The organism is Microbacterium sp. Leaf203, from assembly GCF_001421275.1.
Lineage (GTDB): Bacteria > Actinomycetota > Actinomycetes > Actinomycetales > Microbacteriaceae > Microbacterium > Microbacterium testaceum_A.
This window is the reverse complement of record NZ_LMKF01000022.1, coordinates 1,128,774-1,141,381: the sequence shown is the minus strand read 5'-3', so window position 1 is coordinate 1,141,381 and position 12,608 is coordinate 1,128,774. Positions and strand designations below refer to the sequence as shown.

12 protein-coding genes are annotated in these 12,608 nt (G+C 70.9%); 3 read left to right on the top strand and 9 right to left on the bottom strand.

Features of this window, described 5'->3' with window-relative positions:
* On the bottom strand, positions 1–246 hold a 246-nt coding region (locus ASE56_RS17700; RefSeq protein WP_268768210.1), incomplete at its 3' end, for a glycerophosphodiester phosphodiesterase family protein.
* A gap of 142 nt (positions 247–388) precedes the next feature.
* Here ASE56_RS17700 and ASE56_RS06525 point away from each other — a divergent pair.
* On the top strand, positions 389–1,261 hold the full coding sequence (locus tag ASE56_RS06525; RefSeq protein ID WP_056226511.1) for a Bax inhibitor-1/YccA family protein: 873 nt from the start codon (positions 389–391) through the stop codon (positions 1,259–1,261).
* A 122-nt stretch (positions 1,262–1,383) separates the two neighbouring features.
* On the top strand, positions 1,384–2,613 hold the full coding sequence (gene ligD / locus ASE56_RS06520) for a non-homologous end-joining DNA ligase (protein WP_056226508.1): 1,230 nt from the start codon (positions 1,384–1,386) through the stop codon (positions 2,611–2,613).
* On the opposite strand, the gene ASE56_RS06515 is transcribed toward ligD, so the two are convergent.
* Entirely contained in the window at positions 2,580–3,137 is a 558-nt protein-coding gene (locus ASE56_RS06515; RefSeq protein ID WP_056226505.1) for a TetR/AcrR family transcriptional regulator, read from the bottom strand. The two genes, ligD and ASE56_RS06515, sit on opposite strands and share 34 nt — an antisense overlap.
* Positions 3,138–3,206: 69 nt before the next feature.
* On the opposite strand from ASE56_RS06515, the gene ASE56_RS06510 reads away from it, so the two are divergent.
* A complete protein-coding gene (locus ASE56_RS06510) occupies positions 3,207–3,920 on the top strand; it encodes an MBL fold metallo-hydrolase (protein WP_056226501.1) in 714 nt (237 codons plus the stop codon).
* Positions 3,921–4,107: 187 nt separating this feature from the next.
* Here ASE56_RS06510 and ASE56_RS06505 read toward each other — a convergent pair whose 3' ends face one another.
* The 7 genes from ASE56_RS06505 to ASE56_RS06475 form a co-directional block, all read right to left on the bottom strand.
* Positions 4,108–5,475, bottom strand: coding sequence for a glycosyltransferase (locus tag ASE56_RS06505; protein ID WP_235556939.1), 1,368 nt, complete (start codon positions 5,473–5,475; stop codon positions 4,108–4,110).
* A gap of 470 nt (positions 5,476–5,945) precedes the next feature.
* Entirely contained in the window at positions 5,946–7,526 is a 1,581-nt protein-coding gene (gene guaA, locus ASE56_RS06500; protein ID WP_056226495.1) for a glutamine-hydrolyzing GMP synthase, read from the bottom strand.
* Entirely contained in the window at positions 7,523–8,044 is a 522-nt protein-coding gene (locus tag ASE56_RS06495) for a DUF3817 domain-containing protein (protein ID WP_056226492.1), read from the bottom strand. The genes guaA and ASE56_RS06495 overlap by 4 nt, the downstream gene beginning before the upstream one ends.
* A gap of 10 nt (positions 8,045–8,054) precedes the next feature.
* On the bottom strand, positions 8,055–8,948 hold the full coding sequence (locus ASE56_RS06490; protein ID WP_056226489.1) for an SURF1 family protein: 894 nt from the start codon (positions 8,946–8,948) through the stop codon (positions 8,055–8,057).
* Positions 8,949–8,961: 13 nt separating this feature from the next.
* A complete protein-coding gene (locus tag ASE56_RS06485) occupies positions 8,962–10,077 on the bottom strand; it encodes a GuaB3 family IMP dehydrogenase-related protein (protein ID WP_056226486.1) in 1,116 nt (371 codons plus the stop codon).
* A gap of 15 nt (positions 10,078–10,092) precedes the next feature.
* Positions 10,093–10,779: a TMEM175 family protein gene (locus ASE56_RS06480; RefSeq protein ID WP_056226483.1), complete on the bottom strand. Its 687-nt coding sequence runs from the start codon at positions 10,777–10,779 to the stop codon at positions 10,093–10,095.
* 31 nt (positions 10,780–10,810) lie between these two features.
* Positions 10,811–12,499 carry an ABC-F family ATP-binding cassette domain-containing protein gene (locus ASE56_RS06475; RefSeq protein WP_056226480.1) on the bottom strand — a complete coding sequence of 563 codons (1,689 nt, stop codon included), beginning with the start codon at positions 12,497–12,499 and terminating at the stop codon, positions 10,811–10,813.
* Positions 12,500–12,608: the final 109 nt, after the last annotated feature.

Sequence of the window (12,608 nt, the reverse complement as noted above, 5' to 3'; positions counted from 1 at the left end):
CCAGCCGGTCAGATGCTCGCCGTCGACGACCTTCGAGGTTCGTCGCCCGGCGAACGCCGGTCGCGTCGCCACGTCCGTGGTGCCCGAGATCTCGTTCTCGTGCCGCACGACCAGCACGCCGTCCTTCGAGGGGACGACGTCGGGCTCGACGGCATCCACCCCCTCCGCGATCGCCCGCAGATACGAGCTGCGAGAGTGCTCGGGCAGGTACCCGGGCGCACCGCGATGACCGATGACGAGAGGCACCTCGACACGCTAACGGCACCGGGTGAACAGCGAGTGCGCTCAGAGCAGAATCCCAGTCAGCACAAGGAATCCACCGCCCCGCTCGGCTAGTGTTGTCTGACAGCACGGTGCTGTGATCACCATCTTTGGAGTGTGAGTTCCCGTGGCCCTCAACAACCCGGCATTCAACAACCCGGCGTTCCAGGACCCTCGAGCCGGTGGCGCTAACACGCGCTACAGCCCGCCCCCGGCCGTCGATCCCGCCGCCGCCGCCTCGATCGAAGGCGCGTACGCCGCCCCGTCGGCGAGCGCCGTCGAGACCGGTCGCATGACGGTCGAAGACACCGTCATGAAGACCCTCGCGCTGTTCGGCATCCTCGTCGTGACCGCCGTCGTCGGCTGGATCTGGTCGATGGCCGGCGTCAGCGCCGCCAACCCGAACCCGAGCGCCGCCCCCATGATCGTCGGCGGTCTCGTCGGCTTCGTCCTGGCGATGGTCGCGACATTCAAGAAGAAGCCCTCCGTCCCCGTCTTCATCGCCTACGCGGCGTTCGAGGGTCTCTTCGTCGGTGGCATCTCGGCCTTCTTCGAGTTCATCTTCCCCGGGATCGTGCTGCAGGCGACGCTGGCGACCCTATCGGTCGTCGGCGTGACGCTCGCGTTGTTCGCCAGCGGCAAGATCCGCGCCTCGGCCCGCGCCACCAAGATCTTCATGATCGCGATGGTCGGCTACCTGGTGTTCAGCCTGGTCAACCTCGGTCTGATGCTCTTCAACGCCCCGATCGCCGGTGGCGCGTTCGGCCTCTACAGCGAGATTAAGATCCTCGGCATCCCACTCGGTGTCATCATCGGCGTGCTCGTAGTCATCATGGCCGCGTACTCGCTGGTGCTCGACTTCGACCAGATCCAGCGCGGCGTCCGCAACGGGGCTGCCCGGGTCTACGGCTGGGTCGGCGCCTTCGGCATCATGGTCACCGTCGTGTGGCTGTACGTCGAGATCCTGCGCATGATCGCGATCCTGCGCGGCAACAACTGACGCACTCGCCGTACACGAAGGGCCGTCCCGTTTCGGGGCGGCCCTTCGTCGTGCAGGCCACACCCCCGCACTCCGCCCGCAAGGGGTGCGAATCCCGGATGCCGCGGCGCTAGCCTCGCGCCATGAGTCCCGCGAAGACGCCGCCCGAGATCATGGATGTCGACGGCCACGAGGTGCGCATCACGAGCCCCGACCGCGTCGTCTTCGCCGAGCCGGGGCTGACCAAGCTCGACCTCGTGCGGTACTACCTCTCGGTCGCTGAGGGCGCCCTGCGCGGAGCGGGCGGTCGACCGATGGTGCTCAAGCGCTTCTCGAAGGGTCTCCACCAGGAGCCGTTCTTCCAGAAGCGCGTCCCCGAGAACCACCCCGACTTCGTCGACACCGCGACCCTGCGCTACGCCTCGGGCACCTCCGCCGAAGAGACGGTGATCCGGGATGCCGCGGGCCTGGCCTGGGTCGTCAACCTCGGCTGCCTCGACCTGAACCCGCATCCCGTCCGCGCCGAAGACCTCGACCACCCCGACGAGCTGCGGGTCGACCTCGACCCGATGCCCGGCGTGGATTGGTCGCAGATCGTCGACGTCGCGTTCATCGCCCGCGATGTGCTCGAAGACCACGGTCTCGTCGGCTGGCCCAAGACCTCGGGCTCGCGCGGCCTCCACATCCTCGTGCGCATCCGCCCCGAGTGGGACTACACCGACGTCCGTCTCGCCGCCGAAACGCTCGCGCGCGAGGTCGAGAACCGCGCGCCGGGACTCGCGACCGCCCGCTGGTGGAAGGAGGAGCGCGGCGAGAGCGTGTTCGTGGACTTCAACCAGAACGCCAAGGACCGCACGGTCGCCTCGGCGTACTCGATCCGCGCGCTGCCCGATGCCCGCGTCTCGACTCCCCTCACATGGGACGAGGTCCGCGACCGTCGCCCCGAGGAGTTCACCGTGCTCACGGTGCCCGACCGGTTCCGCAGCATCGGAGACCCGCACGCGGGCATCGACGACGCCGCGGGGTCTCTCGACGCCCTTTTGTCCCTGGCGAAACAGCTCGGCCCCGCCGAGAAGCCTCCGCGGGAATCCGACGGTTCCGGACGCCGCGCCTCGACGATGCCGCTCGTCGAGGTCGCGCGCACCAAGACCAAGCCCGAGGCCCTCGACGCTCTCGAGACGTGGAAGCAGCGGCATCCGGAAGCGACATCGCAGCTTCACCCCGCCGATGTCCTCGTCGACGCCATGCGCGGGTCGAGCTCGCTCTGGTACCGGGTCCGCGTGAACCTCCAGCACGTTCCGGATGCCGAGCGCCCGGCCCAAGAAGATCTGATCGCCGACTACGACCCCTGGGCCGGCCGCTCCGCCCCCTGATCCGGCGTGAGCGAAGCGACCAGGTGGCGCCGGCCGTAGCGGTACGCCTCGTCGATGTCGCCGCCGAGACGGAAGGCCCCGGCGAGCTCCATCGTCACGAACCCGGTCGCCCACGCGGTGAGCAGCCTCGCCGCTTCGAGCGCATGAGCCTCGCCCACGGCGATGGTCGTCGCGCGCAGCACCGGGGCGCTCGTGGCAGCGAGCCGGTCGGCATCGACCACCGTCGTGAACAGCAGGCGGAACGCCTCGGGCCGGCCGCGCCCGAACGCGCGGAAGGCGACCAGTAGGTCGTCTAGGCCTCCGGATGCCGCCTCGAGCCGTGCCGTCAGGTCGTCGGCCGCGGCCGCTCCGACGAGCCCGAGCAGGGCCTCGCGGTCGCGCACCCTCTTGTACAGCGAGGGAGCCTTGACCCCGACCGCCTGAGCGACGGCCTGCATCGTCACGGCGCCGGGTCCGCCCTCTTCGAGCAGTCGCGCGGCCGCCTCGACGATCTCCTCGAGCGACGTTCTCTCCGGTGTGGGCACGAACCCTCCTCATGGCTACGGATATAAGCTATCATGGCTAATTGTCATAGCCATCCAGAAAGGCACCCCGTGAGACTCGCGCCATCGCTCCACCGCATCGGCAACGACATCGTCGCCTCGTACCTCATCGTCGCCCCCGAGGGCATCACCCTCGTCGACGCCGGCCTCCCCGGCATGTACGCCGACCTTCGCGCGGAGGTGGACGCGATCGACCGGTCGCTCGACGACATCCGCGGCGTCATCCTCACCCACGGCGACAGCGACCACGTGGGCTTCGCCGAGCGCCTCCGCCGCGAGCGCGGCGTGCCCGTCTTCGTGCACGCGGCCGACGCCGATCGCGCCCGCGGCGGCGACAAGCCCAAGAGTGCGATGGGCCCGTTCCGCCTCGGCCCGCTGCTGCGCTTCGCCGCCTTCGGCATCCGCAAGGGCATGCGCCCGCAGTGGCTGACCGAGGTGCGCGAGGTCGCCGACGGCGAGACCCTCGACCTGCCCGGGAGCCCCCGCATCGTCGGCATGCCCGGCCACTCCCCCGGCAGCGTCGCGGTCTTCTCCCCCGCGGTGCGCGCCGTGTTCGTCGGCGACGCCCTTACGACGCGCCACGTCCTCACCGGTCGCACCGGACCCGGACCCGCGCCCTTCACCGACGACCCGACCGAGGCGCTCGCCTCGCTCGATCGCATCGCGGGACTGGATGCCGACTGGGTCCTGCCCGGCCACGGTCCGGCCTTCCGCGGCTCTCCGGCGGATGCGGCGGATGCGGTGCGGACGGTCGCGCGCGGCTGAGCCGGCGCGGACCATGTCGGTCGGAGCGGACGCGCCGCCCTCCATCGACGGCCCGGTGGAGGCACTTTCCCCATCGATCGTGTCGGGGGCGTGGGCGCCGAGTGGGTGCTGCCCGGCGTACCGCGGCTCTCCGGCCGATGCGGCAACGCGGTGCGCAAGGTCGCGCGGCTGTCGCGGGCGCCCGGCGTCAGCGCCGGCGCGGCCTCCCCAGCACCTCGCGTGCGGCCGCGGCGAGCGTGCGCATCGCGCGCGCCGGGCCCACGGCCTCCGCCGCGTGCCGCGCCTCGGCCGTGAGACTCTCGCGCAGCCCGTCGTCCGTGAGCACCCTCCGCAGCGCGTCGACCAGAGCGTCGTCATCACCGTCCGGAACCAGGATGCCCCCACCCGACGCGAGCATGTCGCGCGGGCCGTACCGGATGTCCCACGCCACCACCGGCGTGCCGTGCGCGAGCGCTTCGGCGAGGGCGAGCCCCTGCCCCTCGAAGGCGGACGTCGTGAGGTACACCGCCGCACGGTCGAGCACGGCGCCCGGGTCGGTGGTCAGCCCGGGCAGCGAGACGGCGTGCTCGAGTCCGCGCTCGGCGACGAGGGCCTCGAGCGCCCCGCGCTGCGCCCCCTCGCCCCAGAGCTCGAGTCGGGCGTCCGGCACGTCGGCGAGAACGCGCGCGAAGGCCTCGATCGCCCGGTCGAGCCGTTTGCCGGGGGCGAGCCGCCCCAGCACCACGACAAGGCCACTCTCGCGCTGCGACGCCGGCACCACGGCATCCGAAGCCTCCACCCCGTGCGGTGCGACCACGTCGTTCGCGGCAGTGCCGAAGCGCGCCCGCACGTCGTCGCGTTGGTACGCGGTCGGCCACAGCACGGCGTCGAATCGCGGTGAGATCTCGAACCATCGCGTCCACAGAGGGTTCAGCTCGGAGTCGGCCTGGAACGGCGGCTCGAGATGGATCGTGTGCACGGTGTGCACGATCCGCACGGCGTCGTCGCCCCAGCCCGCGATGAGCTCGCCGAGCTGCCTGGACTCGCAGATGACGACGATGGGTCGGTCGTTCTCGGCGCGGAGCCGATCGGCCAGGTCGGTCAGCCACGCGCGGTACAGCGCCCCGAATCCGTCGATCACGCCGACGGCTTCGCCCGCGGCATCCCGGATCACGATCGGCGCGGTCGTGAGGTGCCAGTCAGGGTCGATGACCACGGGCAGCTCGACCGCTCCCCCGGCCACGCTCCGGTACTCGAGCGCCGGATCGGCGTCGCCCGCGTGCGCCACTTCGCGCAGCCATCCCGCGGCTCCCCCGTCGGCGTCGACGGCCTCGTCGAACAGGTTGCGAAAGATTCCGGATGCCGAGGCCGCCCCCCGCTCGACGAAGGTCGCGCGCTGCGCGGAGTGGGCGTCGGCGTCACCGGGGTCGACGGTCAGCAGCAGCGGTTCCGCACCGGCATCCGCCATCTGTCGCGCACGCGCGAGGGTCGCGATCGTGTATCCGCCGTCGAGGTCGGGGATCAGCCGGCTCGACAGGATGAGGTACCACGCGTCGGGGAAGTCGCCGGAAGTCACGCCCTCATCTTCCCCCACCCGCCGCGCGCCCCGCGGCATGCCGGAGCCGCGGTCGCCCCGACGTGCGCATCGGGGCGCGGGCGGTGGCCCCGGGGCGCCGCCCATGCAGTTGCCGACCTCGCCGGGGCGCCGAGCGTGGCCCCGGGGCCACCTATGAACGTGGTTCGGGGCGCATCCCGTCGTTCGGGGCGCATTTCTTTCGCCCCGAACGAGAAATCCCGCCCCGATCCCCACAGCCCGGGCAGGCGGAGCGCGCACCTCGCCGCGCACGCGAGGCGAAGTGGCACGCCCTCCTGAGTCGATCGGGGTCGGGGCCCTCCCCCTACCTCCGCGTCCAGACAGCGCGCCGCCGGCGCCGGACGGCGAAGGGGCACCGTCTTCGGGTCGATCGGGGTAGGGGCCCCGCTCTCGACCCGAAGGCGGTGCCCCGGAGCCGGCCGACGACGTCGGCGCGGGAGCAGGCTAGATGCTCACTCCCACTCGATCGTCCCCGGCGGCTTCGACGTCACGTCGAGAACCACGCGGTTGACGTCGCGTACTTCGTTGGTGATGCGGTTCGAGATCTTCGACAGCACGTCGTAGGGCAGGCGCGTCCAGTCGGCGGTCATCGCGTCTTCGCTCGAAACGGGGCGCAGCACGATGGGGTGGCCGTAGGTGCGGCCGTCGCCCTGCACGCCGACCGAGCGCACGTCGGCGAGCAGCACGACGGGGCACTGCCAGATCTCGTTGTCGAGGCCGGCCTTGGTCAGCTCGGCGCGCGCGATGGCGTCGGCCTCACGCAGGATCTCGAGACGGTCAGCGGTGACCTCACCCACGATGCGGATGCCAAGGCCGGGCCCCGGAAAGGGCTGGCGGCCGACGATCGCTTCGGGCAGTCCGAGTTCGCGCCCGATGGCGCGCACCTCGTCCTTGAAGAGGGTGCGCAGCGGCTCGACGAGCTCGAACTGCAGGTCTTCGGGCAGGCCACCGACGTTGTGGTGGCTCTTGATGTTGGCGGTACCGGCTCCGCCGCCCGATTCGACGACGTCGGGGTAGAGGGTTCCCTGCACGAGGAAGCGCACCTGCTCGCCCTCGGCCTTCGCCTCGGCGACGAGGTCGGCCTGCACCTTCTCGAACGCGCGGATGAACTCGCGGCCGATGATCTTGCGCTTCTGCTCGGGGTCGCTGACACCGGCGAGGGCGTTCAGGAACGTCTCGCGCGCGTCGACGGTGATGAGCTTCACGCCGGTCGAGGCGACGTAGTCGTTCTCGACCTGTTCGCGCTCGCCCTGGCGGAGCAGCCCGTGGTCGACGAACACGGCGATGAGCTGGTCGCCGACGGCCTCGTGGACGAGAGCGGTCGACACGGCGGAGTCGACGCCGCCGGACAGCGCCGAGATGACCCGGCTGCTGCCGACCTGCTGGCGGATGCGCTCCACCTGCTCGGCGATGACGTTTCCGCTGTTCCAGTCGGCCGGGAGTCCTGCAGCCTTGTGAAGGAAGTTCTCGAGCACGTGCTGACCGTGGTCGGAGTGCTTGACCTCGGGGTGCCACTGCACGCCGTACATGCGGCGCGCGTCGTTCGCGAACGCGGCGACGGGGGTGTGCGCCGTGCGGGCGAGAACCTCGAAGCCCTCGGGGGCGCGCGAGACCTGGTCGCCGTGGCTCATCCACACGTTCTGCTCGGCGGGCTGACCCTCCAGCAGCGTGCCCTCGGTGACGACCGTGGCATCCGTCGCTCCGTACTCGCGGAGGCCCGTGTTCGCCACCTCTCCGCCGAGTGCTTTCGCCATGACCTGGAAGCCGTAGCAGATGCCGAGGGTCGGGACGTCGAGGTCGAAGACGCCGGAGTCGAGGCTCGGGGCTCCCTCTTCGTACACCGACGAGGGGCCACCCGACAGGATGATGCCCACGGGGTTCTTCGCCGCGATCTCTTCCGCCGATGCGGTGTGCGGGACGATCTCGCTGTACACGCCGGCCTCGCGCACGCGGCGCGCGATCAGCTGAGCGTACTGGGCGCCGAAGTCGACGACGAGGACGGGGCGCTGGGACGTTTCGGTCTGTTCGGTCACCGGTTGCCTTCCGGGGCGGGAACGGGAGCGGAGGCCTTCGCGGCCTCACGCTCGGCGAGGTAGGCGCGCACGCGACGGGCGGTGCGCACCTCGAGGATGAAGGAGAGGAACGGCACCACGCCACCGAGGGCGAGGAAGACGAACCGACGGAACGGCCACCGCATGAGGCTCCACACGCGGAAGCACGAGATGAGGTAGACGACGTAGAACCAGCCGTGGACCACCAGGATCGCCAGCGAGATGTTCACACCGTCGCCGGTCGACAAGATCGAACACCCGTTGCCGCCCGGAACGAAGAGCGAGAACCACTGGCAGTCGGGGCCGGGCACGGCATCCGCGAACCACAGGAAGCCACCGGATCCGCCGAGGAACAGCTCCACGTGAATGGGCGTGTACTTCAGGATCATCTCGGCGACCAGCAGAAGCAGGCCGACACCCGTGATGATCGAGCAGATCTGGTAGAACTTCAGGGCTCCGCGGATCGCCGGGAAAGAGGCGAGCTTGGGGGCGCGGGGCATGGAGGCCAGTCTAGTCGCGGGATTCCGCGGCTCCCGCCGGACTGCTCGACGCGGAGCTTTCCGCGACGGCCTCGGCCTGTTCGTCCTCGAGATCCTCGACTTCCTTCTCCCACGCGTCGCGCGCGAGGCGGTACCAGAGGTAGAGCGCGAAGCCGGCGAAGATGGCCCACTCGGCGGCGTAGAAGATGTTCAGCCAGTTGACCCGCGAGCGTTCGTCGGGCGCCGGGGAGGCGATGGCGTCGAGGGGGCCGATCGGCGTCTGCGAGGCGATGTACTGGCGGTAGACGTCGAGGTTCTGGGTGTCGTGCCACCGGCCCAGCAGCATGGCGGGCGACATCTTCACGAGGGTGAGGGGGTCGGCATTCGCCGGCGGTATCGACGCCCCTTCGTCGGAGATGAGTCGTCCCGTCACGTCCACGACCGCTGTCGGGTCCGCTTCGGCCTGGGCGCGCAGCTCGTCGGCGGCGGCGTTGGCCTCATCGAGGCTGCTCGTCCATCCGGTCGCGACGGCGATCGACGTCGGTGTGGTCGTCCTCGAAACGCGCAGCTGACCGGTCACCCAGTAGCCCTGCACGTCGTTGTTGAAGCGGGACGAGACGACGATGAAATCGGATGCCACCCACGTGCCGCTCGTCTCGACCCGCTGACCGACGAGAGGTTCCGGCAGGTAGTCGCCGGGCTTCACGACGTCGGCGAGAGGTTGCACGACCTCGGTCAGCCCCGGCTCGGGAGGGGAGGTGTCGACCGCGCGTCCGAGCTGCCACTGCCCGAGCCAGGCGAGCACGCCCGCGACGACGAGCGAGAACGCGAGGAGCGCGATCCAGCGCGGCCGCAGCATGACCTCGCGCAGCGTCGGCGGGAAGATCTGCGGCGGTGCCGGCTCGGTCGTGGGGGTGGAGGTCATGGGGCTTTCGGGGTCAGTGCCCGTAGGGGGCGACGACGACCTCGACGCGCTGGAACTCCTTGAGGTCGGAGTATCCGGTGGTGGCCATCGACTTCTTGAGCGCACCGATGAGGTTGGCGGTGCCGTCTGCGACGGGGGCGGGGCCGTAGAGGACCTGCTCGAGAGGACCCACGCGGTCGACCTCGACCCGGCGCCCGCGGGGAAGCTCGGGGTGGTGGGCCTCGGGACCCCAGTGGTACCCGCGCCCGGGGGCGTCGGTGGCGCGGGCCAGCGCGACACCGAGCATGACGGCGTCGGCACCCATGGCGAGGGCCTTCACGATGTCACCCGAGGTGCCCACGCCGCCGTCGGCGATGACGTGCACGTAGCGTCCGCCCGACTCGTCGAGGTAGTCGCGTCGGGCCCCGGCCACGTCGGCCACGGCCGTCGCCATGGGCGCGTGCAGCCCGAGGGTTGCGCGCGTCGTCGAGGCGGCGCCGCCGCCGAAGCCGACCAGCACGCCCGCGGCACCGGTGCGCATGAGGTGGAGGGCCGCCGTGTAGGTGGCGGCGCCGCCCACGATGACGGGGACGTCGAGGTCGTAGATGAACTTCTTGAGATTGAGGGGCTCGGCCACCTTCGACACGTGCTCCGCCGACACGGTGGTGCCGCGGATGACGAAGAGGTCGACGCCCGCGGCGACGACGGTCTCGTACAGGTCGTTCGTGCGCTGCGGGGTGAGGGCCCCGGCGACGGTGACGCCCGCGGCGCGCACCTCGGCGAGGCGGTCGCGCACGAGCTCGGGTTTGATCGGCTCGGAGTACAGCTGCTGCATGCGGCGCGTGGCGTCGGCCTCGGGCAGCGTCGCGATCTCGGCCAGCAGCGGCTCGGGGTCGTCGTAGCGCGTCCACAGGCCCTCGAGGTCGAGGACGCCGAGCCCACCCAGGCGCCCGAGCTCGATCGCGGTGCGCGGGCTGACCACGGAGTCCATGGGCGCACCGAGCACCGGGATCTCGAACGGGAACGCGTCGATGGTCCACGCGGTCGAGACGTCTTCGGGGTTGCGCGTGCGCCGCGACGGCACGACGGCGATGTCGTCGAAGGTGTACGCGCGGCGGGCGCGCTTGGCGCGGCCGAGATCGATCTCCATGGTCACCCGACCAGCCTACCCGCGCCCTCCGACATCGCCGTCGGCCGCGTCGGACTCCCCCGCAGACGCAGAGGGAGGCGACAACGGGTCGTCCGATCCCCGCAGGAGTCGCGTGAGAAGGCCGTCGAAGGCGAACAGCAGGAAGCCGATCGAGCCGAGTACCGGGCTCAGCACCATCGCCGCGGCGCTCAGGATGACCGCGCTGAGGCTCGCGCGGCCCAGTCGCCGCGCATCGTCCCGCGTCAGGTCGGCGATCGCGCCCGAGCGCACGGCCCAGGCCCACTGCAGCCACCCCATCACGATCGCGAGGAAGAAGTTCACAGGGAGCAGAACGCGCCCCAGCAGCAGGTCGGAGTGCGAGGTGTCCAACGACGACGTGAAGGGCACGAGCACCACCAGCAGCAGCCGGATGTTGTTGATCCACATGCCGGTGTCGTCGATGCGCACGATCCACTCGAACTGCCGCACGTGGGTCATCCACATCACGCACAGGATGAGGAAGCTGATGACGAACGAGAACAGCGGGTGCGCGAGATCGAGAAGCCCGCGGGCGAGTTCGTCGTCGGTGGTGGGCGAGCCCAGCGACTGGTCGGTGAGCCCCAGCACGAGCAGCGTCGCCGCGATGGCGAAGACGCCGTCGGTGAACGCCTCGGTCCGCCGCGCCGACATCGACGCCGCCGGGTGACTGCGCCGTCGGATCATGCGCACAGCGTAGCCGCGCCCATCCGGCGCGTCACCGCGCCCGCACGACCCGTTTCTCGTCCCACACGGGCTCCGCCGCCTCGTACACCTCCCCGTCCGAGCCGAACACGACGAACCGGTCGAACGACCGCGCGAACCACCGATCGTGCGTGACGGCGAGGACGGTGCCCTCGAACCGCGACAGCGCGTCCTCCAGCGCCTCGGCCGAGGCGAGGTCGAGGTTGTCCGTCGGCTCGTCGAGCAGCAGGAGTGTCGTGCCCGAGAGCTCCAGCAGCAGCACCTGGAACCGCGCCTGCTGCCCGCCGCTCAACGTGTCGAACGCCTGCTGGGCATGCGCGATGAGGCCGTAGCGATCGAGCGCCGAGCTCGCGGCATCCCTCGGCATTCCCGCCCGGTTGTCGTCACCGCGATGAAGCAGGTCCAAGAGGGTTCTCCCGACGAACTCCGGATGCCGATGCGTCTGGGCGAACCACCCGGGGACGACCCGGGCGCCCAGGATGGCGCGACCGGAGTGGGCGACCCGATCGAGCGCGGCGCCCACGGTGGTGACGTGCCCGAGACGCGCGTCGGGGTCGGTGCCTCCGCCGGCGAGAAGACGCAGGAAGTGGGATTTGCCCGACCCGTTCGAGCCGAGCACGGCGACGCGATCGCCGAACCACACCTCGAGGTCGAACGGCTTCATGAGCCCGGACAGCTCGAGCCGCTCCGTCACCACCGCGCGCTTGCCCGTGCGCGCTCCGCGGAGGTGCAGCTGCAGATCCTGCTCGGGCGGGCGCTCCTCGGGCGGTCCGGCCTGCTCGAACTTCGACAGGCGCGTGACCGCCGCCTGGTAGCGCGAGGCGAAGCCGTCGTTGGCGGCCGCGGCCACCTTCATGCGGGCGACCAGCGCGCGCAGCTTCTCGTGCTCCTCGTCCCAGCGGCGACGCAGTTCCTCCAGGCGGGCCATGCGGTCCTCCCGCGCGGCGCCATACGTGCCGAATCCCCCGCCGTGCACCCACGCGGTGCTGCCCGCGGCTCCCCTCTCGAGGGTGACGATGCGGTCGGCGGCGCGGGCGAGCAGTTCGCGGTCGTGCGAGACGAGCAGCACGGTCTTGGCCGTGGCTCGCAACTGCTCCTCGAGCCAGCGCTTGCCGGGCACGTCGAGGTAGTTGTCGGGCTCGTCGAGCAGGAGCACGTCGTCGGGTCCGCGCAGCAGGCCCTCCAGGGCGAGCCTCTTCTGCTCGCCGCCCGACAGCGTCGACAGGTCGCGGAACCGCGCCCGCTCGTACGGCAGCCCGAGGGCGGCCGTCGTGCAGGTGTCCCAGACCGTCTCGTGCTCGTAGCCGCCCGCGTCGGCGTAGTCGGCGAGCGCCGAGGCATACCGCAGCTGGGTGTCGAGGTCGTCGCGCTCGATGAGGGCGTCCTCGGACGCCTCAAGTTCGATCGCCGCACGCCGGATGCGGGACGGCGAGACGGACACGAGGAGGTCGTGGACGCTCTCTTCGTCGCGCCCGTGCCCGACGAACTGGTCCATCACTCCGAGCGAGCCACCCATCGACACGACACCGCCATGCGCCTTCTCGTCACCGCGGATGATGCGCAGCAGCGTCGTCTTCCCCGCGCCGTTGGGACCGACCAGAGCGGTCGTCACCCCCTCGCCGACGCGGAACGTCACCTCGTCGAGCAGGGGCCTGCCGTCGGGCAGCGTGAACGAGAGGGCGGCGAGGTCGAGGTATCCCATGGCGAATTCCGGGTCGGCCGCTCGTGGCGGCGGAGGCGACGTGCGGATGCCCACGGCAGTCCCCCGTCGGCCCGCGGCTGGCGAGCCGGCCAGCTTATCGGCATCCGGA

Coding starts and splice junctions, on each gene's coding strand:
- ligD (WP_056226508.1), top strand. CDS start 1,384: ATGAGTCCCGCGAAGACGCCGCCCGAGATCATGGATGTCGACGGCCAC.
- ASE56_RS06495 (WP_056226492.1), bottom strand. CDS start 8,044: ATGCCCCGCGCCCCCAAGCTCGCCTCTTTCCCGGCGATCCGCGGAGCC.
- ASE56_RS06490 (WP_056226489.1), bottom strand. CDS start 8,948: ATGACCTCCACCCCCACGACCGAGCCGGCACCGCCGCAGATCTTCCCG.
- ASE56_RS06485 (WP_056226486.1), bottom strand. CDS start 10,077: ATGGAGATCGATCTCGGCCGCGCCAAGCGCGCCCGCCGCGCGTACACC.
- ASE56_RS06480 (WP_056226483.1), bottom strand. CDS start 10,779: ATGATCCGACGGCGCAGTCACCCGGCGGCGTCGATGTCGGCGCGGCGG.
- ASE56_RS06475 (WP_056226480.1), bottom strand. CDS start 12,499: ATGGGATACCTCGACCTCGCCGCCCTCTCGTTCACGCTGCCCGACGGC.